The organism is Variovorax ginsengisoli (genome assembly GCF_030486595.1).
In the GTDB taxonomy this organism is placed as follows: Bacteria; Pseudomonadota; Gammaproteobacteria; order Burkholderiales; family Burkholderiaceae_C; genus Variovorax; species Variovorax ginsengisoli_B.
The window spans coordinates 50,272-74,594 of the sequence record NZ_JAUJZH010000027.1 but is presented as its reverse complement, the minus strand read 5'-3'; the positions used below and the strand labels follow the sequence as shown (position 1 = coordinate 74,594).

Annotated in this window: 26 protein-coding genes and 1 pseudogene; 21 read left to right on the top strand and 6 right to left on the bottom strand. The window is 64.4% G+C overall.

Annotation, left to right across the window (positions count from 1 at the left end):
* Nucleotides 1–13: 13 nt before the first annotated feature.
* Together QZH52_RS29290 and QZH52_RS29285 are read right to left on the bottom strand one after the other, a co-directional pair.
* Nucleotides 14–748: a YcbK family protein gene (locus QZH52_RS29290; protein ID WP_301814419.1), complete on the bottom strand. Its 735-nt coding sequence runs from the start codon at nucleotides 746–748 to the stop codon at nucleotides 14–16.
* Nucleotides 735–1,103, bottom strand: coding sequence for a hypothetical protein (locus tag QZH52_RS29285; protein WP_301814417.1), 369 nt, complete (start codon nucleotides 1,101–1,103; stop codon nucleotides 735–737). The genes QZH52_RS29290 and QZH52_RS29285 overlap by 14 nt, the downstream gene beginning before the upstream one ends.
* Before the next feature lie 292 nt (nucleotides 1,104–1,395).
* Here QZH52_RS29285 and QZH52_RS29280 point away from each other — a divergent pair, with 292 nt between their 5' ends.
* The 10 genes from QZH52_RS29280 (at nucleotide 1,396) to QZH52_RS29235 (ending at nucleotide 8,699) form a co-directional block, all read left to right on the top strand.
* Complete coding sequence (locus QZH52_RS29280; RefSeq protein ID WP_301814416.1) at nucleotides 1,396–1,872, top strand: hypothetical protein; 477 nt, start codon at nucleotides 1,396–1,398, stop codon at nucleotides 1,870–1,872.
* A gap of 14 nt (nucleotides 1,873–1,886) precedes the next feature.
* Nucleotides 1,887–2,339, top strand: coding sequence for a bactofilin family protein (locus QZH52_RS29275; protein WP_301814414.1), 453 nt, complete (start codon nucleotides 1,887–1,889; stop codon nucleotides 2,337–2,339).
* Complete coding sequence (locus tag QZH52_RS29270) at nucleotides 2,339–3,205, top strand: hypothetical protein (protein ID WP_301814413.1); 867 nt, start codon at nucleotides 2,339–2,341, stop codon at nucleotides 3,203–3,205. The genes QZH52_RS29275 and QZH52_RS29270 overlap by 1 nt, the downstream gene beginning before the upstream one ends.
* Nucleotides 3,206–3,638: 433 nt before the next feature.
* A complete protein-coding gene (locus QZH52_RS29265; RefSeq protein WP_301814412.1) occupies nucleotides 3,639–5,162 on the top strand; it encodes a DNA topoisomerase in 1,524 nt (507 codons plus the stop codon).
* The gene (locus QZH52_RS29260; RefSeq protein WP_301814411.1) at nucleotides 5,159–5,665 is read left to right on the top strand and encodes a DNA topoisomerase; all 507 of its coding nucleotides are present in this window, start codon (nucleotides 5,159–5,161) and stop codon (nucleotides 5,663–5,665) included. Before QZH52_RS29265 ends, QZH52_RS29260 begins: the two co-directional genes overlap by 4 nt.
* A 64-nt stretch (nucleotides 5,666–5,729) precedes the next feature.
* Nucleotides 5,730–6,050: a hypothetical protein gene (locus QZH52_RS29255; protein WP_301814410.1), complete on the top strand. Its 321-nt coding sequence runs from the start codon at nucleotides 5,730–5,732 to the stop codon at nucleotides 6,048–6,050.
* Nucleotides 6,051–6,094: 44 nt separating this feature from the next.
* Nucleotides 6,095–6,331, top strand: a complete 237-nt coding sequence (locus tag QZH52_RS29250; RefSeq protein ID WP_301814408.1) for a hypothetical protein — start codon at nucleotides 6,095–6,097, stop codon at nucleotides 6,329–6,331.
* A gap of 15 nt (nucleotides 6,332–6,346) precedes the next feature.
* Entirely contained in the window at nucleotides 6,347–6,859 is a 513-nt protein-coding gene (locus QZH52_RS29245) for a hypothetical protein (RefSeq protein ID WP_301814406.1), read from the top strand.
* A complete protein-coding gene (locus QZH52_RS29240) occupies nucleotides 6,853–7,335 on the top strand; it encodes a hypothetical protein (protein ID WP_301814404.1) in 483 nt (160 codons plus the stop codon). Before QZH52_RS29245 ends, QZH52_RS29240 begins: the two co-directional genes overlap by 7 nt.
* Nucleotides 7,332–8,699, top strand: a complete 1,368-nt coding sequence (locus QZH52_RS29235; RefSeq protein WP_301814403.1) for a hypothetical protein — start codon at nucleotides 7,332–7,334, stop codon at nucleotides 8,697–8,699. The genes QZH52_RS29240 and QZH52_RS29235 overlap by 4 nt, the downstream gene beginning before the upstream one ends.
* Nucleotides 8,700–8,753: 54 nt before the next feature.
* On the opposite strand, the gene QZH52_RS29230 is transcribed toward QZH52_RS29235, so the two are convergent.
* Nucleotides 8,754–8,909, bottom strand: coding sequence for a hypothetical protein (locus QZH52_RS29230; protein WP_301814402.1), 156 nt, complete (start codon nucleotides 8,907–8,909; stop codon nucleotides 8,754–8,756).
* Between QZH52_RS29230 and QZH52_RS29225 the strand changes: the two genes are divergently transcribed.
* The 6 genes from QZH52_RS29225 (at nucleotide 8,908) to QZH52_RS29200 (ending at nucleotide 14,124) form a co-directional block, all read left to right on the top strand.
* Entirely contained in the window at nucleotides 8,908–9,189 is a 282-nt protein-coding gene (locus tag QZH52_RS29225) for a hypothetical protein (RefSeq protein WP_301814401.1), read from the top strand. The genes QZH52_RS29230 and QZH52_RS29225 overlap by 2 nt on opposite strands.
* 65 nt (nucleotides 9,190–9,254) lie before the next feature.
* A complete protein-coding gene (locus tag QZH52_RS29220) occupies nucleotides 9,255–10,508 on the top strand; it encodes a conjugal transfer protein TraW family protein (RefSeq protein WP_301814399.1) in 1,254 nt (417 codons plus the stop codon).
* A 17-nt stretch (nucleotides 10,509–10,525) separates the two neighbouring features.
* Nucleotides 10,526–10,870 (top strand): hypothetical protein, encoded by a 345-nt coding sequence (locus QZH52_RS29215; protein ID WP_301814397.1) that lies wholly within the window; start codon nucleotides 10,526–10,528, stop codon nucleotides 10,868–10,870.
* Between the two features lie 115 nt (nucleotides 10,871–10,985).
* Nucleotides 10,986–11,267, top strand: a complete 282-nt coding sequence (locus QZH52_RS29210; RefSeq protein ID WP_301814395.1) for a hypothetical protein — start codon at nucleotides 10,986–10,988, stop codon at nucleotides 11,265–11,267.
* Nucleotides 11,268–12,240: 973 nt separating this feature from the next.
* On the top strand, nucleotides 12,241–12,984 hold the full coding sequence (locus QZH52_RS29205; protein WP_301814393.1) for an H-NS histone family protein: 744 nt from the start codon (nucleotides 12,241–12,243) through the stop codon (nucleotides 12,982–12,984).
* Nucleotides 12,985–13,263: 279 nt separating this feature from the next.
* Complete coding sequence (locus QZH52_RS29200) at nucleotides 13,264–14,124, top strand: hypothetical protein (protein WP_301814392.1); 861 nt, start codon at nucleotides 13,264–13,266, stop codon at nucleotides 14,122–14,124.
* 67 nt (nucleotides 14,125–14,191) lie between these two features.
* On the opposite strand, the pseudogene QZH52_RS29195 reads toward QZH52_RS29200, so the two are convergent.
* Nucleotides 14,192–15,352: pseudogene (locus QZH52_RS29195) on the bottom strand (IS30 family transposase).
* A gap of 626 nt (nucleotides 15,353–15,978) precedes the next feature.
* Here QZH52_RS29195 and QZH52_RS29190 point away from each other — a divergent pair.
* From QZH52_RS29190 to QZH52_RS29170, 5 genes are read left to right on the top strand one after another with little or no spacing between them, the layout of a single operon-like run.
* Nucleotides 15,979–17,370 carry a hypothetical protein gene (locus QZH52_RS29190; protein ID WP_301814390.1) on the top strand — a complete coding sequence of 464 codons (1,392 nt, stop codon included), beginning with the start codon at nucleotides 15,979–15,981 and terminating at the stop codon, nucleotides 17,368–17,370.
* Nucleotides 17,298–18,662 (top strand): hypothetical protein, encoded by a 1,365-nt coding sequence (locus QZH52_RS29185; protein ID WP_301814389.1) that lies wholly within the window; start codon nucleotides 17,298–17,300, stop codon nucleotides 18,660–18,662. Before QZH52_RS29190 ends, QZH52_RS29185 begins: the two co-directional genes overlap by 73 nt.
* 16 nt (nucleotides 18,663–18,678) lie before the next feature.
* Nucleotides 18,679–19,662, top strand: coding sequence for a DUF6685 family protein (locus QZH52_RS29180; protein ID WP_301814388.1), 984 nt, complete (start codon nucleotides 18,679–18,681; stop codon nucleotides 19,660–19,662).
* A gap of 43 nt (nucleotides 19,663–19,705) precedes the next feature.
* Entirely contained in the window at nucleotides 19,706–20,299 is a 594-nt protein-coding gene (locus QZH52_RS29175; RefSeq protein WP_301814387.1) for a DUF6685 family protein, read from the top strand.
* Nucleotides 20,292–21,623 carry a hypothetical protein gene (locus tag QZH52_RS29170; RefSeq protein ID WP_301814386.1) on the top strand — a complete coding sequence of 444 codons (1,332 nt, stop codon included), beginning with the start codon at nucleotides 20,292–20,294 and terminating at the stop codon, nucleotides 21,621–21,623. Before QZH52_RS29175 ends, QZH52_RS29170 begins: the two co-directional genes overlap by 8 nt.
* Before the next feature lie 10 nt (nucleotides 21,624–21,633).
* Here the strand turns inward: QZH52_RS29170 and QZH52_RS29165 are convergent, their stop codons facing one another.
* A complete protein-coding gene (locus QZH52_RS29165) occupies nucleotides 21,634–22,128 on the bottom strand; it encodes a glycine-rich domain-containing protein (protein ID WP_301814384.1) in 495 nt (164 codons plus the stop codon).
* A gap of 208 nt (nucleotides 22,129–22,336) precedes the next feature.
* Nucleotides 22,337–24,319 (bottom strand): DNA primase, encoded by a 1,983-nt coding sequence (locus QZH52_RS29160; RefSeq protein ID WP_301814383.1) that lies wholly within the window; start codon nucleotides 24,317–24,319, stop codon nucleotides 22,337–22,339.
* Between the last annotated feature and the right edge of the window lie 4 nt (nucleotides 24,320–24,323).

The window sequence follows — 24,323 nt, the reverse complement described above, 5'->3', positions numbered from 1 at the left end:
AGAGATCGATCGTTCACGAGCGCCAGCTGCGCACGCGACCTGAATCGGTGTGGGTGAAGGATTTGGTCGAGTAGATGCCAACGCCGCCGGCACCGAGCCACTGAGCGAAGCGGCCGAACTGTTCGATTGGCACGCCTGGGATGCGAGCGTCCACCGCACCGCCGCGCATGTGCCAGCTGTCGCGTGCCGAGCCCTCGGTGACGGCGTTCGTGATGGGGTGCCGGAAGGCGCTCGTCCATTCGATCGGTCGGGCCATGTTGAACCATCCGAGCCAGCTCGTGATGGCGTAGTGCACGTCGAAGATGATCGGATTCATCATGGTCCACTGGGAGACCTGCTCCTTGGTGAACTGGCCCGATTCGAGCGCGCGGCGAATGTGCGGGCTGTTCTCGCGCATCAGTCGCTCGAGCGTCGTGTCCCTGGCAAACCAGCACAGGCGCTCGTACTCGCTCTGGACCAGCTGCCCGTTGCGCCAGTAGGTGCTCTTGACGACCTCGCCCGTGGAGGTGCGGCGCACCCATAGGGTGCGGTCACGGGTCCAGAACTCGTCGCGCTGAGCCGCAGAGGGGAGGGCGCCCGCCGCCGCGGCGCTCGCCTGGGCGTGTGCGACACCGGTCTCCTGCAGCAGGAGGATCGAGCCGAGTCCCAGGCCGCCCAGGCCACGAAGCGCCGCGCGCCTGGTCAGCGCCTCAGGCAGCCCTGAGGGAGCCGTGCCTTCGGGGTGCACATACGGATCACGCGACAGCATCGGCCTGGTGCTCGGTGGATTTCGAGAGCGGACTCGCCTGGAGCGCTTCGTTCATGACCTGGGCGAGCTTGGAGCCCGATGTGCAGGCGACGGTGCGCTCGCGGTTCACGCTCAGGAGGGTCAACACCTCGATCACCAAGCAGGCATTCGGACCGAATCCCCCGCTCACCTTCGCGGCGTTCCTGTCCTCCAGGTGATCACCCCAGTAGCGGACGGCTGTCGAGATCTCGTCGATCGAGAACGTCGCGGGCCCTTGCTTGCCTTCGACCGCAGGCGCGACCGGGCTGGCCGGCGCGGGGGAAGCAGGGACCAAAGCGGCCGGCGTAGGCGCGGCCGGTTCGGTTGGTTGGAGCAAAGTCGTGAGCTCGGCCTGGTCGGACGAAGTGGGCAAGGTCGGGCGGGGCGCGCGAGTGCGCTTCTTCCGGGAAGTCATGCTTAGAGACATTGCTGGATTGATTGAGGCGGTGCTATTATCTCCGTAAAAATACCATGCCACAAACGAAAAAGCGTGTAGCGCTTTCGGCCTTCCCGTTTTGTGTGCATCGATTCTGGGGAACACATTGAAGACGGACAACCCTGAGGGAACCCCCTCAGCCACAGACATTGCGCTAGCCGATCAAGGGGCGTTTCCATCGCCTATGGCGGCGGTGTCGTCGCTCGACTGGACGCGGGCGTTGCTTCGAGGCGATGTCATCGAGCTGCCGGGATTCGCCGGGCCGGTGATCGCTGCAAGGGGTGTTCCCTGGATCAGGTTCGGTCCGGACGCCGCGGATGCCGTCGCGCTCAACTCGAACTCGATCGCATCGCGCATTCGCATGCGCACGGTGGTGATGCTTGCGGTCGCATGCGCGATCGCCGCGTTCGCTCTGGGATCCCTCTTTCAGATCCATCGGGGTTCGTCGGCCCTTGAGCAGCGCCGGATGTCGACGCTTCCCTCATGGAAGGTCGTCCAGATCGACAGCGAAGGGGTGTCCATTGCCCTGCAGGACGCTCCGGACCGGCCCTTGCGAGTGCTGCTCGGGAAGACGCTGCCCAATGGCGAACTCCTTCTCCAAACCGATCCGACCCGACGGATCTATCGGACACCGTCAACAAGCGTGCTCGTCCGCGAAGACGCGAACTAGGTCATCAAGCAATCATGAAACCAGCACCCCTCAGCGCCCATGCGTCCGCACACCCGGACGCCGAACAGACGGTCTCCACGCTCCGATTGACCATCGATGCGCACGCGATCGGAATGGTGATCCCGCCCAACGCGGTATTCGACGGGACGCTCAAGATCGATTTTGGCGTCGTGATCTACGGGACGTTCCGGGGAACTCTGGAATGCTCCAAGGGCACAGTCATCATTGCACCGGGGGCGCACTTCAGCGGGCGCTTGACGGCGGAGCGCATCGCCGTGGCCGGCAAGGTGGGTGACCCTGCCAAGGCTGCCAAGGACAGCGCTCTCCTTATCGCGAGCGAGGATCTGCAGATCGGAGATGGCGCGGACATCCATGCGGTCATCCGGGCGCCCCTATTCAACATTCCAATGGGCGCGAAGACGAACTCCAGCGTCATCAAGTCGATGTTGGGCACCAAGGCAGGCTGATGGCGAAGGAAATGCGCACAGCGATGAGCGTCGTCAACCGCGTGAGGTTCACGGCCTGGGCCTGGATGGCGTCGGCTTTCCTCCTGGGCGCCACAGTCGGAGGCTTCGCCACCGGGGCGCCGCTTTGGTCCCAATTGCAGGCGGCGAAGGATGACACGGCGCGGCTGCGCCAGGTCGAGTTGCTGACGAAGACGGTAGCGCTCGGCCCCGACGTTGACGCGCTGGTCTCTCTGGAAGCGCCACCCCGGGCGGATCCACCACAGCAAGCGCCGAAGCTGGAGGCAAGCCCCACACCCGAGCCGGCCCCGGTGGTTGCACAGGTCGCGGTCTCGAATCCGGTCGCGAAGGTGCAGGCCGCCGCCCCAGCCGAAGACGTCGCACTGGTGGCGAACGCCGCTCGCGCGGAGGAGGCCGATCGAAAGGCCGCAGAGGCACGCAAGGTCGCCGCCGCCGAGGAGGCTGAGCGTAAGGCCAAGGTTGAGCGCCAAGCCAGGCTCGAGCGCGAGCAGAAGATCGCTAAGGCTGCCCAAGAGGCGCAACAGCGGAAGGAACGTGAACAGGCTGAAGCACGAGTCGCGGCCGCGCGTGCCAAGCCGGCGGTCGAGCAGCCGGAGCGCCGGGAGGCCGCGGTTCAGGTGGCCGCGCCCGTGCCAGTCGCCGGAACCAACGGGCCGACCGAGCGCGTGACGAAGGAAGAGGCCGGCCTGGCCGAGGTCAACGCCGGCGGCGTGACCTTCAAGAGCGGGCGTCGGGTTGCCGTGGGAGACAGCTTCCCAAGCGGGGAGAAGCTCATCAGTATCGATCCGCGGATCGGCGAGATCATCACGAGCAAGCGGCGGATTGTCATCAAGCCGTCGGCGTCATAGTCGCCAGTCCCGAACTGACGGCCCTACGCTGAGTTGCTAAATCGGGAGGGCGCCTTCGCCTTGCCCTACAGCCGAAGTCGCGTCTGCGACCGGTACCGCACTGGCATGAGCCGCGACAGCGCCTCGCACGACCTTCTCGATCTTCCAAGCTGTCGAGTCGGACCAGAGCTTCTTCATGGCGTCGGAAGTCGTAGCCGACTCGGCCCGCCGGCCCTGGATCAACCTTCCCCGGGGCGATGGCCGTACGCCTCAGCCGCACCCGCGTGCGCCCAGGACGCCCCAGATGGGGGCCCGGTCGCCCTCGCAACGCATCCCACCTCACGCTGGAGCCGCAAGAAACCAACACCAGAACTTCGACATTGTGAGGATTATTTAGGTTCGTGCATTAGTATTGCTGCAAACGTAACAAGCGCGCGAAGCAAGTAAGAAAACAATGGCAGGTGAACAGGTCGTATGGATAGCGGAGAAGCCTTCGGCGGCCAAGGACTTGGTCGCGGGGATGAAGCTCGCCTATGGCGTCTCCTGCACGAACGAGTCGACGGCGCCTCGCGACGGCTACTTCGTCATCAGCAACGGCCATCTGGTGCTGCCCCTAGCCGGGCACTTGCTCACCACGGCACGGGTCTCCGAATACCTGTCCCCTGAGATGGCCAAGCTCGAAGAGGAGCGCGTTTTCGACCGGTACAAGGATTTCCTGCCCGTCCTTCCCCCCAAGCTGATCACCCACCCGCGCACCGATGAGAAGAAGGGCGCCAAAGGGAAGTCGGCTGGCGCTGGAAAGCCATTCGGCCCGTACATCGTGGCCAAGAAGTTCCTGCGTCGCGGCATCAAGGTCATGAATGCCGGCGACACCGACCGCGAAGGCCAGCTCATCGTCGACGAGCTCCTCGAGCACTTCGGCATCGACCCGGCGGGCCCGAACGTCTTCCGCGTTGAACTCGTGTCCAACCGGGCCGAGGACATCGCTGCCACCCTCAAGAAGCCTTTCGATCGCAACGGCGACCCCAAGTGGGCCAACCGCGGCGAGGCGGCGCGCGTGCGCCAGTACCTGGACTGGGTGTGGGGGCTGAATCCCTCGATGGCCTACCAGGCCCTGCTGCGCAAGTCGAACGTGGGCGTCGGCCGAGTGCAGACCCCTGTGCTGGAAATGGTCGACGCGCGTCGTCGCGCCATCGAGAACTTCAAGCCGACCGACTACTTTATCCCCGTGATCACCCTGCGCGACGGCACCGTCATGCGGTGGCACAAGCGCGAGGAGGCCGCCGGCACGCCGGGATTCGACCTGGAAGGCCGGATCATCGACGAGCAGGTCGCCAAGCAGATCGTCCGCGCGATCACCGGTGGCCTGAAGGGCACTTGTGTGCAAGCGACCGCGAAGGAGCACAGCGAGAAGCCTCCGCTTCCGTTCTCCCTTGGCGCGCTTCAGGCCGAGGCTGCCCGTCAGCACGGCATGACGCTGGACGAAGTGACCGACGCGGCTCAGAGCCTCTACAAGTCGAAGGCGATCTCATACGTCGGTACCGACTGCCGGTTCCTTCCTGAATCCATGCACGCGGACGCGCGCAAGGTGATGACGCAGCTGGCCCAGCTCTTCCCCGGCCAGGCCCAGGGCGCCCACATGGAGATCAAGGGCGCCGCCTTCAACGACACGAAGCTCGACGAGCACTTTGCGATCGTCCCAATGGGCCTGCCGAACAGCAACGCCAGCCGGAACGACCAGGCGGTGTTCCGCACCATCGCGAAGCGGTTCATGGCCCAGTTCTACCCGGACTACGTCTACAAGCAGCACTCGCTGGTCGGTCGCTTCGGCCACGATGAGTTCCGTGCCAGCCAGAAGCAGGAAATCCGCAAGGGTTGGAAGGAAGTCGAGGCCGACGGCGAGTCGAGCGGCGAGGCGGAAGCTGGCGCCGGCGGCGATGGCGAAGTCCGCGGTGAAGTGCAGAGGATCCGCGGATGAGCGACCCGACCGACAAGTTCGCTGGCTACCAGACCGGTGCCGTGATGTACGCCGTGAGCGCGAAGATCGAGGCCAAGCGCACGAGCCCGCCGAGCCCGTACACGGAAGACGAGCTGATGGACGACATGCTGTCGGCCCACAAGTTCGGGCGCAACGACCGCGAGCGGGAGATGCTCAAGCGCGTGCAGGGCATCGGAACGTCGCGCACGCGCGGCACGATCATCACGAACCACCTGGACCGCGACCTGATCCGCCGGGTGAAGAAGGGCAAGAAGCACCAGCTTCACATCACCGATTTCGGCTCGCATCTGCTCAGTCAGCTGCCGGACTCGCTCAAGAGCGTCTCGATGACCGCGCTCTGGGAGCTCGCGCTCGCAGACGTCGCAGAAGGTCGTGCGAACTCGGACCTACTAAAACAAAAGATATCGGAAATGGTGAAAAGGTTGCTCACCGAGGCGTTCGCGTCGCGTGGCGTTTTGCCAACAGGTGGAACACAGAGGTGACTCCGACGAAAATTAGATTGTTCGTGGAAGTATTACGACACAATTTAAATGGAGAGCCAAATTTATGAACCTCAATTTCTCGCATCAAGCAAGGGAACATCAGATGACTGCACTTTTGGGAGGCGTGGCGATGACCATGAACGGCATCGCTCCATCGCCGGAGCGGGCAACCCAGCTCAACAAGCTCCTGGACCGCATCTCGGCCGGCGTCGGTGTCACCGTCGAGAAGGTCAAGAGCGTGCTGGCCGCGTACTCGGCTGGCGGCGCCCCCGCGCGCGCTGACCTCCTCGAGGCAAGCGCCGAATGGCGCGCCCAGGTGCCGGTCCTGCGCCAGGCGCCCGACGCCGCGCACGAAGCCGAAACCAGCAACGCTCCGCGAGGCTGATCGGTATGCGTGGGGCCGTTGCAAGTCATACGTCGGTGAGCCGGATGGGTCGTGTCCTGGCGCGCGTCGACCAACTTCCTGACGATCTTCGGGCTCTGTTCCACGCAACGATCGTGCGGGGCGAGCCGAAGGCCGCGGCATGCGTCGCGGCACAGATCGACGGTGAAGCCTTCGATCAACGCTACGCGCGGCTGCTGCGCGAGCTGAAACGCGATCCTTCTCGCGTCGTGCTGCCGCAGGTCCCGCGCCTGCGTTTTCCCTTTCCCCCAAAGAAGCTGTAGGCGCAGGAGCCACTCATGAAGCCGTGTGTAGGTTGGGACAACCCCGTCGTGCTCGACGACATCGAGCTGTATCACTTCGCCACCGAAGGCGAGCGCAAGCTGGCCGCGAGCCTGATTCGCTCGAGCATCGAGGACATGGTGCTGCTCCAGAAGGTCCAGCGCGGCGAGCGCTTCCTCAACAGGAACATCGCCGTCGAAGAACTTGAGGTGGGCCGCGATTGGGTGGCGAGCAACAAGGGCATCCTCTCCTTCGAGGAGTGCTGCAACATCTGCGCCCCTGACATGGACTGGCGCTCGGTCCAACAGGCGATCCTGATGGATCCCGAAGCCGCGCTGCATCGCATCCGCACCCAGAACTCGACCATCGTCGACAACGAGGTCGCGCTGCCCCAGACCGAGGAAGAGATCGCTCGCGGCGACGACCCGGTCACGACCGGACGCTTGGCCATGGGCCTCATGCAAATGATCCAGGGCGACCTGGAGTTCGGCCCCGAGGAAGAGGCCTCCTACCGTCCGATGGCTTGCTGATGATCTCCGTCGAACGCCTTCTCATCAATCTCGCCGCCGCGAACGAAGCTACGTTCACGGCCGGCGGCGTTCCCTACGTCGCGGCCGAGATCTTCGGCGGCAAGGAATTCTCTTTCATGCCGGCCGTGGTGGCGCAGGCCGTCCGAATCGCTCGTGAACTGAGCGTGGGGATCGAGAGCGACTTCGACATGGAACTGGTGGGGGCGCAGTCCCACCCGGCACACGACGGCTTCGAGTTCACCGTCTCGGTTCGCCCGCTGGGCGACGATGTTGGAGTTCTCCGCGGACTGCTCTTCCAGCAAGCGGCGGATCGGCTGTTCGGCTGGAACGAAGACAAGGTCATCGACCTGATGACCGTGTTCGCGCGCTTCCGGGAAGACGGCTACGAGCGGGAGCGCCAGTCTCTCGACAGCTACACCGCCACTCTCGCTGCACGCGCCGAGGCCCAGCAACCCCAGACATCGATGGCCGCATGACAACCACGACTGATACCCCCAAGACCGGAGCCTCGCCCGCATTCGGCTTCGGTGGCAACAAGTACCTGAAGCATCAGCTCAAGACGGGCCGCCTTCACACGAAGGGCTCCGGCACGGCTGCCGCTGAGCCCGAAGTGGAGGACCCGCCACGTGCGCCGGTGACCGACGCAAACGCCGATCCGTACCCGGGTGGCGATGACGACTACGCGCCCGTGCAGGGCGCATCGGCTCCTGCCTCGGAGGCTGCGACGTCTGCTCCGGCGCCAGCCGCTTCCAATGCCGCGCCGACCCAGGCTGCGCCCCGCCCGCTCGGATTCGGGTTCGGCCGGGTGGCCCAGGCGCCAGCCGAGCCGAGTGCTTCGAAGCCGACGACGGCGCCGTCGGCTGCAAAGGCACCAGCAGCTGCACCAGCGGCCGCGGCTCCCGCTGCGACGCCAGTCGCCTCGGCTCGGCCTGCCGGCTTTGCCCGCGCACCAGCATCGGCTCCTGCCGCTCCTGCGCCTGTGCCCGCCGCCTCTGCGCGCGTGGCGGCACCAGCTCCGGCGGCAGGCTTCTCCGGGGCGGTTGTCTCGCAGCGTGTTGCCGGCAGTGCCAAGGTTCACATCTCCACGGTCAAGCTGCTGACGCGCCTGCTCGGCGCCGTGGCGGCCCGCCCCGGCATCATGGCCGAAGAGCACGTCCGCAGCGAAACCCTGCGCGACCTGCACCGCCAGGCGCTCGAACTGGGCACGTCGCTCGCTCAGCGCTGCGTTCTCAATGGCCCAGCTCCCGACTGGCTCCGCGCGCAGGCAACTGACGCCGCGGCGAACACGATCTGCATGGCCTGGGAAGGCGGCATGAGTGCCGACAAGATCAAGGCCTTCAACGAGTCGCTCGCAACCCAACTCGGCGCGATCGCCCAGGATGCCGAGGAGATCGCGGGACGCGTGGGGTTCGACGGCTACGCGGTCGCGGACACGGTCGAGACCGCCCAGGCGCGCCTCTACGTTTCGGTCACCGCTGCCATCGGCCGGCTGAGCGTCCTGGGTGTCCCGCCGGTGCGCGCGGCCCAGTGCATCGCCGAGGTCGTCGACCACCTGCAGGCGACCGAGAACCACGCTGGACTGAAGCTCGACCTGCGCACGGCCTGGTTGCAGGGCAGCCTCGGTCGGTGCACGGACCTCGTCGCCGCCATCCTCCAGTCCCAGACGCTGGTGCCCGGTGGCGAGGACCGTCTCACATTCGCACAGCGCCAAGCGCTGAGCCTTTTCCACGAAGTCGAAAACTATGCGCAGCAATTCAACAATCGCAAGCCCGATGAACCGATCGAAGGCGTTCCCGAAGGGCAAGAGTCTGATCCTGGCTCTATGCCTGGCGCTCGGTAACCTCAGCATTGCACAGGCCGCGGTCGACTACTGCGTCCAGGCCGCGGCGGCCAATCAAGCCGCGCTGGACAGGGCGATCGCGCGCCAGAACACCGCCAACTCGACCTTGTCCAATGCGATCTCCCAGGCGGCGAGTTGCCGAGGGACGATCACCAGCGGCATCGCGCGTGTGATCCCCTCGATGGCGAACTCCAGTGGCTCGTCAATCATGGACCAGATCATCAACCAGGCGTCGAGCCAGCTCACGAGCGCGGCCTGTTCGGCCCTGAGCCAGGCGACCAATCAGGTCACCAACGGGATCAACAGCAACGTGAACTCGACCCTCTACTGGGCTGGCAACAGCACCGGGTCGAGCATCGGCAATGCCGTCGTCGGTGCCGGCACGGGCGCCCTGGCCAACGGCACACAGACCGCGGTGAACCAGACTGCAAATTCCGCAACCGGCTCGCTCTGGGATCAGCTCGCCTGCTCCATCAGCGGCAAGTGCTGAGCCTCGGTAGAGCGCTCCTCAAAGACATGTACCTTCGAACTACCCTCTATCGTCGCCTTGTCCCGATGCTGGCGCTGTCCGCTATCGCGGGCGCCGCGCATGCCCAGATCCCTGTCACCGACGGCATGCTGATCGGAACGGTGCAGCAGTCGACGCAGCAGATCACCCAAGCTCTCGAGAACGGGTTTCGGGACCAGACTGACACCCTGTCGGACAAGATCGCCGATCTGAAGAAGGGCCTGGCCAACGCCATCTCGGGTGCCGCAGAGACGACTTCGAAGGCTTCCAGCGGCGCGGCCACGGTGGTCAGCGAGGCGGCCCAACGCACGGCTTCCGAGCAGGCCACGATTCGCAACGAGCAGCGCTTCAGCGGCATCGATCCCTGCAACGTGCTTGTGAGCACCATCGGCACCTCGGAAGCCAGCCGCGGCGGAGTGACCGCAACAGGCGGTGGCAGCGGTGGCGGCGGCCCGAAGCCGGCGCCCGGCGGTTCAGCGGGCATGAACGAGGTGCTGGATGTGGCTGAGAAGCGCAAGCCTGCCGGGCTCCCGGAAGTCGAGGCTGCGAAATCCGCCAAGGCTGCGTGCTCCACATTTGCCAGCAGTGGGCTGCGGGGGGACGCATGCACCGACGCAGGGTTCTCTGCTTCGAACACCGCGGGCTATCCGGACGCCGACATCCGCGCCTCGACTCTTTTTGACGGTCCTCAAACGAACGTGGACGGGACCAAGTTCACGCGTCGCCTGACCGTCGACATGGCCGGCGCCGAGGGCACGGCACTGCGTGCGCTGATGCGCAACCTCGACCAGCCGGTGCAGCTGCAGGATCTGACCAAGGCGCAGCGCGCGACGGACGCAGGCCGCCAGTTCATGGCCCTGGAGAACGCTTTCGCAGCGCGCATGAGCGTTGCGAAGTACCCGCAGGAGGCCCAAGCGAACCTGCTGGCAGCCAAGCCCGAGTTGATCGAGATGGTCCAGCAGATGCTCAAGTCCGAGGACGGGCCTTTCGTCCAGAAGTACCTGGACAAGAACGTGCCAGCCTGGTCGAGCAAGGGCATTTCGATGGCGGAACTGATCGCTCTCGAAACCCAACGCCGCTACATGAACAAGGACTGGCAGCTTCGCCTGCTCGCGATGTCCGACACCGACATCGCGCGCGAGAACGTGCGCATGCAAGCGATGAACGCGTGGCTCCAGAGCCTCGCCCTGGATCGTCAGATCGTCGCGTCGGTCATTGAATCGAATGCCGCCCAGGCCGCCATCCGCTCGGAAATGATGCCCCAGCTCGTCGCTGCGAACAAACGCGCCGTGAGCCGCTGACCCCAGGAATCCCAAGAATGAACAGCCCCCAAGCCTCGTGGTTTCCGGACCCGTCGCACAAGCCGCGCGCAAAGGACAACCTCGTCATCACCGACTTCGCAACGATGGAGCGCGGCGACGCCGCGTGTCTGATCGTCAAGGCGGAGCCGGGGATGCAGCCTCCGGTCAGCGCACGCTGGCTGGCATCGGCCCTCGAGCTGACGTTCCAGCAGCCGCCGGCGCGGACCATGCTCTTTGTCGCGCCCAAGTTCCGGACCAAGTGGGTCAACTCGGTCGTCGTGGCCCTCTTCGACGGGCCGGGCGATATCGTAAAGGGACGCATAACAATCAACGACATGGTGCCCGTTCCGATTGTGTTCTAGGTAAATAAATGCGCAAACAAGTCATTAAATGCGCGAACAGGGCAATAAATGCGCAAACGAAGGAGGGCAGCAGGAAGGCCCTCGGAGATCTCGTCGCGGGTTGTGATGCCGAGGCGTGAAGCGCGCGCACACCCACTCGACGTCGGGCAGGATGCGGGCCAAAAGCAGCCGGCCGACACTGCCGCAGACCTTCATTACTGCCACTCACCGAATGTCAGCAGAATCCACCAGACCGCTGAAACCTGAAGAGGCCTTCCGCAATGCCTACTGGTACTTCGTCGAAGCCTTGGAAACACTCGCGGCAGACCCTGAGGCTCAGTGTGACGCGATGGGCGATTGCAACGTCGGGTGGGAAATCAAGGACGATGTTGCAGCCGGACGCTACCTTGCCGGCTAGTCCCTTTTGACTTCGAGTCAGTCCGATGCCATAGAACGGCTTGTCGCAGCACTCAGTTCCGTTCCGCAGGAGCCACTCGTGGCGGCGCAGGGTCGGACGGAGAATCTAAAGGCGATGCGCCATGTGGCCTGGGGGCCTCTTCGAAGGCAAGCTGTCGAGCTTTTGAGCACGCTGAGGCCATTCACTGACGCCAACGCGGCGCATCTGCGTTCCGGCGATTAGCCGACGGCAACCAGCAAGACCTTTCGGCTTGGCTCGCGGAATGCCGCGCCAACGGCGAGTCAGACTCTGACAGCAATGGCCCGGCCAAACCTCCTACACCAGAAGGATTTCGCGTTCGCCAAGCTGGTGTCCCGGTTTCAAGGCAGACGCAAATGAGAACCGATGTATTTCGAGCAGTTGGGACAGACGGGCAGAGGCACCTCGTCTTCCGACGCACGCAAGCGTACTGTGTTCATACTGCGTACGGCGCTGAGGAGAAGCAGCGTGAGCCCAAGTTCTACTTGGATAACGGCGACGCACTGGAATGTGCCGGGCGATACGATACGTTCAGAACGCCGACAGGCAGTTTAGTGGTCAAGCTCATCATTCCCGAAATGCGAAAACGAAGACGGGCACGTTGGTAGCACATCCACCTCAACAATTGCGGCCACTGCCCAAGCCCACGGTGCAACTAGAACTCCGCCTACCGTACCTGGCCGCAGAGGAGTTGACAGAGCCGCCTTCCGGGGGCTGAGCGACATTGCCGTTCGTTCAGCCGATAGCTTGCGGCGGACCTCCCCCGAAATCCAAAACAGGAGAGAAGGTGGTGTCATGCAGTTATGAGAAGACCTCGCGCTTGTGGGTAAAATCCGCGCCGGCGTGCATTTGAAGAGAAGACGTTTTCCCATCGATTCATCAACTTCAGACGCCTTTGTCGCCAACGCTCATGACGCGAGCGACGAACTTTCTTAACTTCAAAGGTCCAGACTCAATGACGCAGTCCTACGCGCAAATCAAATCCGCCATCGCCAAACTCGAGAAGGAGGCAGCCGCACTCCGTGAGGCTGAGACGACAAAGGTGGTTGCGCAAATCAAGGAGTCGATTGCCACGTTTGGCCTGACCGTCGAGCATCTCTTTGGCCGTGGCGCCAAAGCGTTGAAGGCAGCCGCCGGCAAGGCCCTCGGCGATGGCAAGGCACCTCGCAAGGGCGCAGGCATTCCCAAGTACCGCCATCCCAAGACGGGCAAGACCTGGACGGGCTTCGGCAAGGCTCCCGGATGGATTGCCACGGCTCGCAACCGTGACAAGTTCCTCATCGACCAATCTGGCGTCGTTGCAGCACCTTCGGTCGAAAAGGCCGTGGCGCCTGTCGCCGCGGTGGTGAAAAAGGCGACCCGCAAGGCCCGCGCAGTTGCAGCACCGGTGAAGAAGTCGGTTCGCGCCAAGAAGGTTGCTTCTGCCGCTGTCGCAGTTCCCGAAACCAAGGCTGAAAAGCCGGTCGCGAAGAAGGCTGCACCAAAGAAGAGCGCTCCTTTGAAGAAGGCAGCGCCGGCAAAGACGGCAGCAGCCGCCCCCAAGGCTGCAAAGGCGGCTGCGAAGGCCCCCAAGAAGGCAGCCGCCAAGGCCATTAAGTCGCAAGTTGCCGCCAAGTCCCGCAGTCCGCGCACGTCCACGAACGCTGCGGCGCCTGTTTTGACCTCCGCCACGCCGGAGACGGCTGCATCCGCGAGCTGATAACGCGAACTGGCCTTCGGCCGAAGAGACCAAACAAACGGGCCGCTATGCGGCCCGTTTGTTTTTGGTGCACTTCAAGATACATATCGCACTGAGTGAGGTCCCGTCGACCAAGTCTTGTCGGCGGTTGGACCGGGCGCGCGGTGGGTGGCGGGAACGTGGCGGAACACACTCCCCCTAATTTCCAGGCCTGGGGCAGAATCCGGACGGGTTTAATTCGAACCCTGCAGCGGGAGGCCGGAGCTCGTGCCGCTGGCATTCAAGGAATGAGGGAAGCGCGTGAGTACGTCCGTAGTGCAGGCAGAGCAGCAGGTGGTCGTCCAACAGAAGCTTGGCAGGTTTCTCCTCCAGGTCCAGCGCTACGAGATGCTGTTAAAGGCGCTCGTCATCGACAGCGAAGTCTCCGGGTCGGTCGACACAGCCCTCTCAAACCTGGAACGTCGAAAGCAGCAGTTTGCTTCCAAGCCGATGGGCTACCTGTTCGACGAACTCAACAAGTCGTACCTGCAGTTCGAGGGCAGTGCCGCAGCGCGGGTCGAGCCGTTGTCGAACGTCTTCGACAAGCCGACTTTCCACACCAAGTTCACCCTCGAACTGGCCCCGGAGGAGCTGGTCCGCACCCAGGCCCGGCTCGAGGCGTTCAAGAACTTGCGCAATCGAATCGTGCATCACCTCTTGGAGGACCACGACATCGCCACGCACGAAGGGTGCGAGCGAGCGGTTGCACTTCTCGACGAGAGCTATGAGGCAGCCAAGGTCGCCTTTGACGAGCTACGGCAATGGGCGAACATTGCCATAGAGGCAAGGGACCACTATGTTCGGCTCGCTCAGTCTCCTGAGTTCGAAGACGCACTGATTCACGGCATCCTCCCCGATGGAACCATCGATTGGCCGGCCTGCACAGCTGTACGCCTACTTCGCCGCGCAGAGCGGGGTACGCCGCCGGGCGAAATGACGCGCTTGGATATCGCGCTCAAGGAGATTCGGGCGACCCATCCGGAGCATAGACCTGGCCGGTATTTCTGCAAGAGCTGGGGTGTCCTGCTCGAGCGCTCGCAAGAGTTTGAAGTGCGAAAGGTCAAAGGGAGCGCCGAACAAAGCGGCATCACCTGGTACCGAAGCCGCCACGTCGCCCCTTGAGGAATGCGCTTTCGCTCGACGCTTTACCAAGCAGGCACGCCGGCTACGTCAGAATGCGGCTGCGGATTCAACCGGTCGATGCAACACATTCGCTGAACATCTCAGCAGGTGTATGGAAGCCGAGCGTCTTGCGCGGCCTCTCGTTCAATTGTCTCGCGATCGCATTGAGTTGAGGCTGTGAGAACCCTGAGATGTCCATGCCCTTCGGCATGTACTGCCTGAGCAATCCATTCGTGTTCTCGTTGCTTCCACGCTGTCATGGGTTCTGCGGATCGCAGAAGTACACCTGAATGTCGGTGGCCAACGTGAACTTCTTGTGAGCGTGCATCTCCGTGCCCCTGTCCCAGGTCAGTGACTTGTAGAGCTCCTGCGGCAGCTTGCGGGCATTCTTGATGAGTGCATTGACGACGGTCTGAGAGTCCTTGCCATCCAGCTTGACCAACATCACGTATCGCGTTTGGCGCTCAACCAGCGTGGCGATCTGGCTGTTGGCGCTTCCGAAGAGCAGGTCGCCTTCCCAGTGTCCGGGAACTGCTCGATCTTCAACCGTGGCTGGCCGCTCGCTGATGGAGACGGCGTCAACGATTCTTCCGTGGACGTCTGTCTTCTGCGTGTACTGACGTGAGCGGCGCATGCCCCGAGTACGCCGAAGATGCTGCAACAGCTCCTTCTTCAACGCCCCGCGGGCTTGAATGAACAGGCTACGGTAGATGGTCTCGTGGGACACGTGGGAGGTCTCGTCGCTCGGGTAAGTATGCTTGAGCCATCCGGCAATCTGCTCCGGAGACCATTGCCGCCGAAGCTTCTCCGTGACAATGCGCGCCAAGTCCCGGTTCTCAGCCAGCCTGCAGCGCTTGGGTCGACGAGCCCGATCCCAGGCCGCCTGGTCGGCCCGGGTCGCCCGATAGCACCCGGAACCACCGTTGCGCTTGATCTCTCGGCTGATGGTGGATGGCGCTCGCCCGAGGATCACCGCGATCGAGCGAATCGAGAACCCAGCCGCCATGGCACGCGAGATCTCCTCGCGCTCGGCCAGCGTCAGCGCCCTTGATGAACGAGTTCGCTCCGGCGGTCGAATGCCGCCGGTACGGGACAGAATTCCCTGTATCGACGTGTGGGGCCGATTGAACAGTTGAGCAATCTGATGCAGGGTCCATCCCTGCCTCCATCGCTCCCACATCAACGCCTTCTGGCTGTCTGTGTAGTAGGTTCGCGTCCGGTAAGCCATCTGCAACACTCCTTCTGCCTACGGCAGTCATCAGTGTGTTGCATCGACCGGTTGAATCCGCAGCCGGATCCTGCCTTACAGCCAGTGGGTGTGCACGCGCTTCGCGGCGGTATGCGGGAGGGGAACGTTGCGGCCAATCGGGCCCGCAATCTTCAGCGGTTGTCGCGATCGACATAGGACGCGCGGGCGCTAGTTTGGGCAATTATTAGCAGCTGTCTGCCGTTCGAACCTGCACTGGCAGGCGCCGTTCGGGCATTTGCGTCGGCGACCTACAGCTCGAGGAGCCTGGCGAGCCGCATGCGACCTGGATCGCCGTTTGGGCATTTATTGGCTCGGAGCACGATCACTCGCTGATCCTCTCGCATGACGTTTCGGCCGCGTTGAGTGGCCTGCGGTGTAGCTGTGCGCGCACCGCAATCTTCCTCCAGTTCGCATCTGAACGCCACTGCTTCGATGCCGTGGCGCTTTCGCCTTCCCGTGACGGGCTGCGTTCTCAAAGCGACCGATTCCAGAACGGAAAATAGCTCTGCGCGAAAACATTTCCGCAAGATATTGAAATTGCGCGGATGATTTGAAAAATGCGAGCCCTATCGTCCAAAAGCTTCAGCGCGAGAGGGCGTGCCTCATTGCAGGGCATGCTCGATGCGCCCGAGCGCGTGGAGATCCACGGCTCGGACCGCGCCTGGCGCGCGGGCGTGCTTGCGGCGGTCATGGCGACCGCGGGGATGAGCTTCGGCCCTGCTCGCGCCGACAGCGACCCAGCCTACCTTTCCCACATCGACGCGCCCTCGGCTTCCTTCTTCGCAAGGAAGGCGGTGGTGCCGAATACGGACGCAGCCGCCGGCGAAGTGATGCGCCGCGCCGGTGCTCAGGAGATCGCCTCCACCGCTGTGAGCGTGAGGCCGACCGTGTACCCCTTCGCCTTCCCAGCGGGAATGAACGAGGACCAGGTGCAGGACAAGGTCATGCAGTTCGTCTTCAGCGGCCGTGTCATGGAGCCGGCGCTGGGTGGTGCGATCCGCCTGCAGAACAACCTGGTCGCCGACGTTCCGAAGACGGAGACTCCGATCTCCTGGAGCTATGTCGCAAAGGAAAGGGGTCGCACGGGCTGCGCCTTCCTGATCAGCGACCAGCATGCGCCGGCCATCGCCTCGCTCGCGCGAACGACAGGCCTGAGCACCGAGGCCGCCCTTGACTTCGCGGTCATGCACGAGAGCGCGCACTGTGTGCAGCAGGCCGAGACGTTGACAGCCGCCTACGACGTGATGAGGTACGGGCGCGTGCTTCCCGAGCGAGTCGCATCGGGGATGCTCGGTGCACAGGCCGAGCAGGCGATCGCCGAAGGCAGGGACTCGGAGGTGTTCATGAGCGGCTTCCTCTCCGGCCGCTCGAACAAGCTGAGCGCCGAGCGCTTCGCCGATGCCTTCGCGATGCTGGCCCTGATGGCCCAGAACCGCATAACCGGGCAGCAGATCGAAGGACTGATCGCCTGGCGCTTGGGCGACGCCGCCACCCACAACACGGCCAGCTTCTCGCTTTCGTGCGCGACCAGGTGCGCCGGGATCCTTCCGCGTTTGCCGCGATGCAGGCCGAGTCCGGGCCGGGTTTCGATGCGCAGGCGATCGCCGCATTTCTTCGTCCTCAGTGGAAGGCCTTTGAGAAGGCGGAGATCACCGCGCGCCGCGAGAGGTCAGCGAAGGTCTCAAGGAAGTGCTCGTGTCCGGGATGAAGGCGCGCAATGGCGCTCCCGCTCCAACCGTTTCCCCGTCTGCGGCCGCCCCCGGCCGCTCTGTTTCCCTATCCAACTAGAAGTCCCGAAATGGCAACCCAGAACCGCTTTTCAGCTGCAGAGCGCGCCCAGCTCGAGGCGATGCTCGCTGAACCCGAAGTCATCGAAGTGCACGGCAACGACACGGCGTGGAAGACCGGCCTGGTCGGCGTCCTCATGGCCACCGCGGCGATGTCGTTCGCGCCGGCCGCCCATGCTGACAGTCCCGGCCTTTTCGAGCGGACGATGACGAGCGTCGCCTCGAGCGTTGCCACCGGCGCCGTCGCCACCGGTGTGCGCAACGTCATGAACGGCGGTGCTGCGCCCGGGCAAGCGGCCGCGGGCCAGGGTGCCCAGGGCGTCGAGAGCGGTCGTGTCGTGCCGCGCACCCTTTTCAATTCCTCGGGCGCCAACCCCAACAATGCGGTCGGTGTGCGATCGACGATCCAGGCGAAGCCAACCTTGGCGCAGTCCCTCGGCTTTGGCGCCACCGACGTACCGCAGTCGACGGCCGAGCTGGCCGAAGTCATGGTCCGCAATGATGTGGGCACGATCGCGGCGACCTCGACGCTGCGTCCGGTGATGTTTCCAGTCGTCGTGACCGCCGGGAACGAGTACAGCCAGTTCGACGACGTCTCCAAGCGCGCGGTGGCCGCGGTGCCGCCGGCGGGCCCGGGCGGCCAGGGCCTGCTGCGTGACAGCCTGGTGCAGGCGAAGATCAACGGCCCGACTGCCATGATGTACGTGGGCTCGCAGCCCAACACCTCGGGTTGCCTGATCGTCGTGCACGCGAGCCAATCGGACTACGCGCAGCGGATGTCGCAGCTGACCGGCCTGTCGCCGAAGGAGGCGATGGACTTCACGGTCCTGCACGAAGCGGCCCATTGCGCCCAGCAGGGCGAGTCGATCGCCGCGTCGATGGACGCGCAAACCGGCCACGCCGCGCAGGCGCGCCAGCGCATCACGTATTCGGGTCTGGTCGACGTCCACACCGAGAGCGCCATCAAGGCGGGTAACTTCGCCGGCCTGAACATCCCCGAGACGGTCGACAAGTCGGTGCGCTCGTCCGAGCGTTACGCAGACGCATTCGCCGCGCTCGCGATGAACGCCCAGCAGCCGCTCAGCGGTCAGCAGTGGAATGGCATCGGCGCGTGGCGGCTGAAGACCGGTGGCCACGACACCTCGTCGTTCATCGCTTGGGTGAATGACCAGGTGCAGCGCAACCCGGCGGCTCGCGAAGCGATGAAGTCGAGCGGCGGCGCGGGCTACAACGCCCAGGCCGTGGCCAGCTTCCTGAAGCCGGTCTGGAAGACGTTCGAGGCCCGTGAGGTCGAACTCGACCAGAGGCGCCAGCTTGCCAACCAATCGAGCCGCCCGACGGAGCGTGTCGGCCAAGTCTCGGCGGATCGCGTCAGCCTCGCCGCGCAGTTCGGCATCCAGCCGGCCGGTCAGCCGAGCGGCATCCCCCAGCGCAGCGACCTGCGCGGCTACACCGACGAAGACATGCAGCAGCTGCAGAGCGGCTCGCGGCGCCCGCGTTGAGGCGACTGGCTGTTCCATGAATCGGCTACGGCAAGGCGCCAGCGACCTCTACGCGCACCTCACGGGCGCCGGGCCGCTAACTCGCCTTTTGCGCGAGTGGAGCTTCGAGCGCTTCGATGTGCACCCAGGTCATGCCAGGGTGGACGCAGGCAGCGTGGTCCGGTGGGACGAACTCGGCCGCCGAGCGGGCGGTTCGCTCCAGGGCTGGAGCAGCAAGGGTGGGAGCTACCGCGGCGTTTCGCGGCTGGTCCCGCAGCTCGCTTCCTTCGGCCGGTGCACCCGAGTCGAATCGTGGTCCTGCGACATTCAGGACGTCGTGGGCATCAGCAACTCCAAGTCGCGTTTGCGGGAGTATTCCACTCTCGATTCAATGATCGAGTCGAACCGGCCGAGCTGGCTGGGGGATCTCAGCGAAGAGCGTGTTGCCGAGCTGCTGGCCTACAAGGAGGTGCGACTTGGGCGGCCAGGCGCCAGTGACCACCTGTCACTGAACTTGTGGGATGGCCGGGTCATGCTCATGAACGACGGCGGCTCCCACCACTTCGCTGCCGCGCGCTATGTGGCGGCCCGGATCCAACGAAATACGCCCATCAACGGGCCACTGTGCATCTATGAGATCGACGAGCTCTCACTGGATTCGATGCTGGAGGCCTACGACATGATCGTCATCCCCGGCGAGCCGCGATTCTCGAACTGGTTCCACAAGGCTATGGAGTCCTACAGAGCCACGTTCTTCAGCCTGGATCTGCCCCGGCCGTACACGGCGCAGGAGGGGCGCATTGTTCTCCTTCCGCGTGACGAGCCCAGGTCTGCCAAGGTGGCCGAGGCGTGCAAGCAGGGCGGCCTGTTTGACCTGGGAACCCACCTCGACATGCTGATGGCCGTTCAGCGCTCGAACGCCGAGCGCTTGAGCGCGCAGTGGGCGCCACCACCGTTTGCCGTGAGCGGGGACGGTGAGGAAGATGAAGACGAATCGGTGCGGTACGCGCCGGCCGGGTGATGCCGATGTCCTCCACCGACAACTTCGTTCTCCAGGGACAACCATGACGCCTCTTTCTACCCGCATGTTCGACACCCGCGCTCGTGCGCTCAGCGCCCAACTGCGCTCGCACCCGGGCTTGCATACAGCGCTGCCGGATGACAGCGAGTTCGTCTGGGAGACGTTTGGCCGCTCTATGGTGCACCGGTGGGAGCGTGTCGACCGGGCATACCTCGCCGGGCGCATCTGCTGGCCCCCGTCCGTGTTCGATATCGCCGCGGTCGATCGCGAGGGAATCCGTTTGGAGGCGCTGCGTGTGTCCCGCCTGAACATGGCGTTCCACATGTTTGTCCTGCCAGGCGAGCCTGTCTATTTCGCGGGCGTCCGCGCGGAGCTGGAGAGGTTGGGTCCGGACTATGGCGTGATGGATCTGCCCGTTCCGATCAGGTCGGACGTGGCCCAGGTCCTGCTCCTGCCCAAGGACGACCACAAGGCGACTCGCGTCGCAGGCGTCTTCAGCCGGGAGGGCGCGATCGATTTCGGCGCGTACCTTGAACGGGTCATTCGCCGCGATCTGATCGCGCTGGGCGAACGCCACCTGGGACAGTGGTCTCCCGGCGAAGGCGTGGCCGATGAGCCGGAGCGCCCACGTGGGTGACCAGGAACGCGCCGACCTGGAGGCGCTGCTCGCCGCGCCGGAGCGGATCGAGATCCACGGCGGCGACCGGATGTGGCGGGCCCACCTGCTCGGCGCAATCATGGCCACGGCCGCGATGAGCTTCGGGCCGGCGCAGGCCGAGGTCCCCGAGCCGGCACCCTCATTCGTGCCCGGCGACCAGGCGACGGTCCCGGGCGCCCAGGAGAGCTTGGTTGATGCGGCGATGCGGCGCGCCGGCGCCCAGGTGATCGCGACCGCGAGCCGCAGCACGCAGGTGGCCATGTTCCCATTCCCATATCACGCCAGGCTGGCCGGTACCGAGCTGCGCGGCCAGGTCGACGCCTACGTGGACGCGAACCCGGGCCTGCTTCCTCCGGTGAATGGTGGTCCGGAGCGGACGGGGGCCTACATCGAGAGCATCGCCCCCCAGATCGATCATCCGCATGCCTGGGCCTACGCGAGCAAGGCGCCAGGCCGAACGGGCTGCGTGATCCTGGTGCCGGATCGCGCCGTGCCCGAGTTCGGGGATCTGATGCGGCTCGCCGGCGTCGATCGCGACACGGCTGCCGCATTCGTGCTCGCCCACGAGGCGGCCCATTGCGCCCAGTACAGCGAAGGAATCGCCGCCCTCCGGGACATCGCCCTGGCCGGGCGGGTGCGGTCGGAGCGGGTCGCCTCCAACTTGCTCGACGTCCGCTTCGAGCGTCTGCTCATCGTCGGCGCGCCATCGGGCGAGCTGCTCGCGAAGAGCGTCGAGCGCACCCGATCATCGGAACGCTACGCCGACGGCTTTGCTGTGCTGACCATGCTGGCGCGCGGTGCGATCACGCCGCGGCAGCTCGATGGCTTCGCGGTCTGGCGTGAGGCGGCTGCCTCGAAAGACGGGCATGACACGGGCAGCTTCCTGCGGCACCTGAAGGAGACGATCGTGGCCAAGCCGTCAGCGCTGGCCGCCATGCGCGCGCCTGGCGAGCCGGGGTTCGATGCGCAATGTGTCGCCGCATTCCTGAAACCGCTGTGGAAGGCGTTCGAGATGAGCGAGCTCGAAGCGGAATCGGTCCGTCCTGAGCAGAAATCCCGCGACGATCACGCCCATTCCAGTACAGTGACCCCTATGACCACCACCGCACAACGCTTCACCGACCAGGAACGCATCGCGCTCGAACTGATGCTCGACGCACCTGAGGCCGTGGAGTTCCATGGCACGGACATGACCTGGCAGAAGGCGCTGGGTCAGGCGATCGCGCCGGCGCAGGCCAAACCGTCCTTGAAGGATGTGCTGATGGCCGGTAACGCGCCGCCGGTGGATGTGCCGCGTGGGTAGATCTGAAGAGCTAGTCCTTCATTCGCGCTTCTTTTGACGGCGCCAGCTCTCTCGCGACCTTCGTACGGGGTTTATAGGGGCCTCTGCATTGAGTGCAGGTCTTAACCAAATCCTGCCACGGATATCCGTACCAATGCTCGATTAGCCGAAGAGATCTCATGCGATTCTCTTTGCTGACCAGATCCTTGTCAGGCTCGGGCGTGTGATGGTAGTAGTCGCCGAACATTTTCATGCAGAACTTTTGATACCACTGTGTATGCAAAATCATGCGGTGCCAGTACTCGTCAACATCTTCTTCAGGGATGTGGTAGTGGCCTGGGTCTAGGAAGGCAAAAGAGAAGAACCGCTTTGCTTCAAGCTCGACCTTTCGGGCCTTTTTGGGAGCCCAGCCATATCGTGCTGAGCAACTCCGCGTGATTGGCTCGAAATCGTAGTTCTCAAGCTTTCGCAATACAGCGTTCAACTTCTTGTTGCCCGTTGTTCTAGCGAGCCCCAAAACAGCCATAGCGATCCTCCAATTGTTGTTGGTTAGGAGTGATACACGCCGATCCGAGGCGGCATTACAGCACCGTTGCCTTGTTTGGGCCAACTGTTTCGAGAGCTATGTATTTCTATCCAGTAGGCCGCTCCCGTCGTTCCCAAGACCGCTGATCCTGTCGATAAGCAGGGGAAACAAATCCTGCGCTTGCTGTCAGGGTGCTACCCCACCTCATTCATCCAAGCTCTTTTAACTCGCGAATGTAGTCGGCGGTGGAGATCTCGCCGCTCGCCCGCTGGGCCTGCAGCTCGGCGCGCACTTGCTGGCGACGGTGGATCTCGAAGAGCTCCGCATGCGAGAGGAGGGCGTCGCGAGCGAGGAGCCATTCCGGCGTGCCCTCGGCGGCGCGCTGCGGCGGCATGGCCTCGTCCAGTGCGTCCAGATCCTTCTGCAAGCGAAGCTCGGCGGGATCGTCCGGGTCGAGTAGCCCTACGATCTCCTCGCGAACCTGGAGCGCCACCTCGGGAGCAGCGCGGACCGCATCGCGAAGCTTGGCCACGATCGAGCTTTCCGCGGCGGTGAGCGTGGGCGCCCGCGTTGGGGTGGTGACGGCGGGCCGCCGGTAGCCGAAGGTCTGAAAGGCCTGGCTGCCAGCGGCGCCAGGCTGCGCAGGGCGGGCCTCGTTGCCGGTCAGCACCTGCTGGAACATCTTCCAGTATTCCTTTGCCAGCGTCTGGTCGGCGCTCATCAGCTTGAGGATCTGCTGGAAGCGCTGTTGGAAGCGGGCGCGTTGCTCGGGCGACTTCGCGCCGCCGCACTCCGCGAGCAATTGGTCGCGCAGGAAGAACGAGAGCGACTTGGCCGAGGTCTCCACGAGCTCGTCGAAGGCGTCACGTCCGTGGGTGCGGACGTAGTCGTCCGGGTCCTGGCCGTCAGGAAGAGTCAGGATGCGGATGTCGTGGGTCGCGCGGACCAGCGGCAGCACCGTCTCGGCCGCCTTGCGGGCAGCCTTCTGGCCGGCGCCGTCGCCGTCGAACACGAAGATCACGCACTCGGTGAAGCGCAGGAGCGTCTGCAGTTGGCTCTCCGTCATGGCCGTGCCCATGGACGCGACGGCGTTCTCCACACCGTACTGCGCCAGCATGACCACGTCCATGTAGCCCTCGACCACGTGCACGCGCTTGGCCTTCCGGATCGCTTCCCGAGCCTCGAACAGGCCGTACAGCACGTTGCTCTTGTGGAAGATCGGCGTTTCGGCGCTGTTCAGGTACTTGGCGCTCGAGCTGTCCTCGATGAGCCTGCGCCCGCCGAAGGCCACGATCTTGCCGGCGGTGTCCCGCACAGGAAAGATCAGGCGCGCGCGGAAGGTGTCGTAGTAGGAGGCGGGTTGCGCCGGCGGCGTCGGCGCTGCGGCTGGTGCGAGGGTCGCCGGGCGCGTTGCGCTCGGGAACCCGAAAGGTTTGCGGGCCGGGGCGGCGGGCGCTGGCGCTGCTCCGCCTTCGCGCTCCTCGCGCGCACGGATCAGGTCGACGGATGCGAGTGTGGTGGCGGCGTCGTTCTGGCCAGGAGCGAACGTCTCGCGCGGCCAGTCCAGTTCCTTCAGCGTGTCCCAGCCTTCCGGCGCTAGGCCGATGCGGAAACGGTCGATGGTGGTCTGGTGGATGCCTCGTTTCGCGTGCACATAGCGGCCGCTGTCCGCCTGGAAGCCCGCGGCGTCGGGCCGGGCTTGGATCAGCTCAAGGGCGCCAGCAAGCTCGCTGGTGTAGCGATTCGCTGCGATGTCCATCACCAGGTGCATCGCCTTCTTCACATCGGGCGGCGGGCGGCGCACGACAGGCGCATGCGGGTCGGGGGCGGGGATCGCGACACCTGCGGCCTGGGCCATGTCCTCGATCGTCTCTCGGAAGGACATGCCCTCCATTTCCATCAGGAACTGCACGGCGTCCCCGTGCGCGCCGCAGCCGAAGCAATGGTAGCTCTGGCGGGAGGGCGTGACGGTGAACGAGGGCGACCGCTCGGTGTGGAAAGGGCACAAGCCCTTGAAGAGCGCTCCACCGGCGCGCTTCAGTTCAACGTGGCGGCCAACGACCTCGACGATGTCGACCCGCTGCTTGATCTGATCGATCACGGACCCGTCGATGTTGCGGCTGCCGCCTCCTGCGATCCCACCCGAAAACCCGGCGGCCTGTGGGCGCTCGGGCTCGTCATTGCTCAGCATGCAG

Excerpts from the sequence above, each read along its gene's own strand:
- QZH52_RS29180 (WP_301814388.1), top strand. The coding sequence starts at position 18,679 with ATGAATCGGCTACGGCAAGGCGCCAGCGACCTCTACGCGCACCTCACG.
- QZH52_RS29220 (WP_301814399.1), top strand. The coding sequence starts at position 9,255 with ATGCTGGCGCTGTCCGCTATCGCGGGCGCCGCGCATGCCCAGATCCCT.
- QZH52_RS29275 (WP_301814414.1), top strand. The coding sequence starts at position 1,887 with ATGAAACCAGCACCCCTCAGCGCCCATGCGTCCGCACACCCGGACGCC.
- QZH52_RS29185 (WP_301814389.1), top strand. The coding sequence starts at position 17,298 with ATGGCCACCGCGGCGATGTCGTTCGCGCCGGCCGCCCATGCTGACAGT.
- QZH52_RS29290 (WP_301814419.1), bottom strand. The coding sequence starts at position 748 with ATGCTGTCGCGTGATCCGTATGTGCACCCCGAAGGCACGGCTCCCTCA.
- QZH52_RS29205 (WP_301814393.1), top strand. The coding sequence starts at position 12,241 with ATGACGCAGTCCTACGCGCAAATCAAATCCGCCATCGCCAAACTCGAG.
- QZH52_RS29225 (WP_301814401.1), top strand. The coding sequence starts at position 8,908 with ATGGACCAGATCATCAACCAGGCGTCGAGCCAGCTCACGAGCGCGGCC.
- QZH52_RS29270 (WP_301814413.1), top strand. The coding sequence starts at position 2,339 with ATGGCGAAGGAAATGCGCACAGCGATGAGCGTCGTCAACCGCGTGAGG.
- QZH52_RS29255 (WP_301814410.1), top strand. The coding sequence starts at position 5,730 with ATGAACCTCAATTTCTCGCATCAAGCAAGGGAACATCAGATGACTGCA.
- QZH52_RS29250 (WP_301814408.1), top strand. The coding sequence starts at position 6,095 with ATGGGTCGTGTCCTGGCGCGCGTCGACCAACTTCCTGACGATCTTCGG.
- QZH52_RS29230 (WP_301814402.1), bottom strand. The coding sequence starts at position 8,909 with ATGATTGACGAGCCACTGGAGTTCGCCATCGAGGGGATCACACGCGCG.
- QZH52_RS29165 (WP_301814384.1), bottom strand. The coding sequence starts at position 22,128 with ATGGCTGTTTTGGGGCTCGCTAGAACAACGGGCAACAAGAAGTTGAAC.
- QZH52_RS29175 (WP_301814387.1), top strand. The coding sequence starts at position 19,706 with ATGACGCCTCTTTCTACCCGCATGTTCGACACCCGCGCTCGTGCGCTC.
- QZH52_RS29160 (WP_301814383.1), bottom strand. The coding sequence starts at position 24,319 with ATGCTGAGCAATGACGAGCCCGAGCGCCCACAGGCCGCCGGGTTTTCG.
- QZH52_RS29215 (WP_301814397.1), top strand. The coding sequence starts at position 10,526 with ATGAACAGCCCCCAAGCCTCGTGGTTTCCGGACCCGTCGCACAAGCCG.
- QZH52_RS29260 (WP_301814411.1), top strand. The coding sequence starts at position 5,159 with ATGAGCGACCCGACCGACAAGTTCGCTGGCTACCAGACCGGTGCCGTG.
- QZH52_RS29245 (WP_301814406.1), top strand. The coding sequence starts at position 6,347 with ATGAAGCCGTGTGTAGGTTGGGACAACCCCGTCGTGCTCGACGACATC.
- QZH52_RS29235 (WP_301814403.1), top strand. The coding sequence starts at position 7,332 with ATGACAACCACGACTGATACCCCCAAGACCGGAGCCTCGCCCGCATTC.
- QZH52_RS29265 (WP_301814412.1), top strand. The coding sequence starts at position 3,639 with ATGGCAGGTGAACAGGTCGTATGGATAGCGGAGAAGCCTTCGGCGGCC.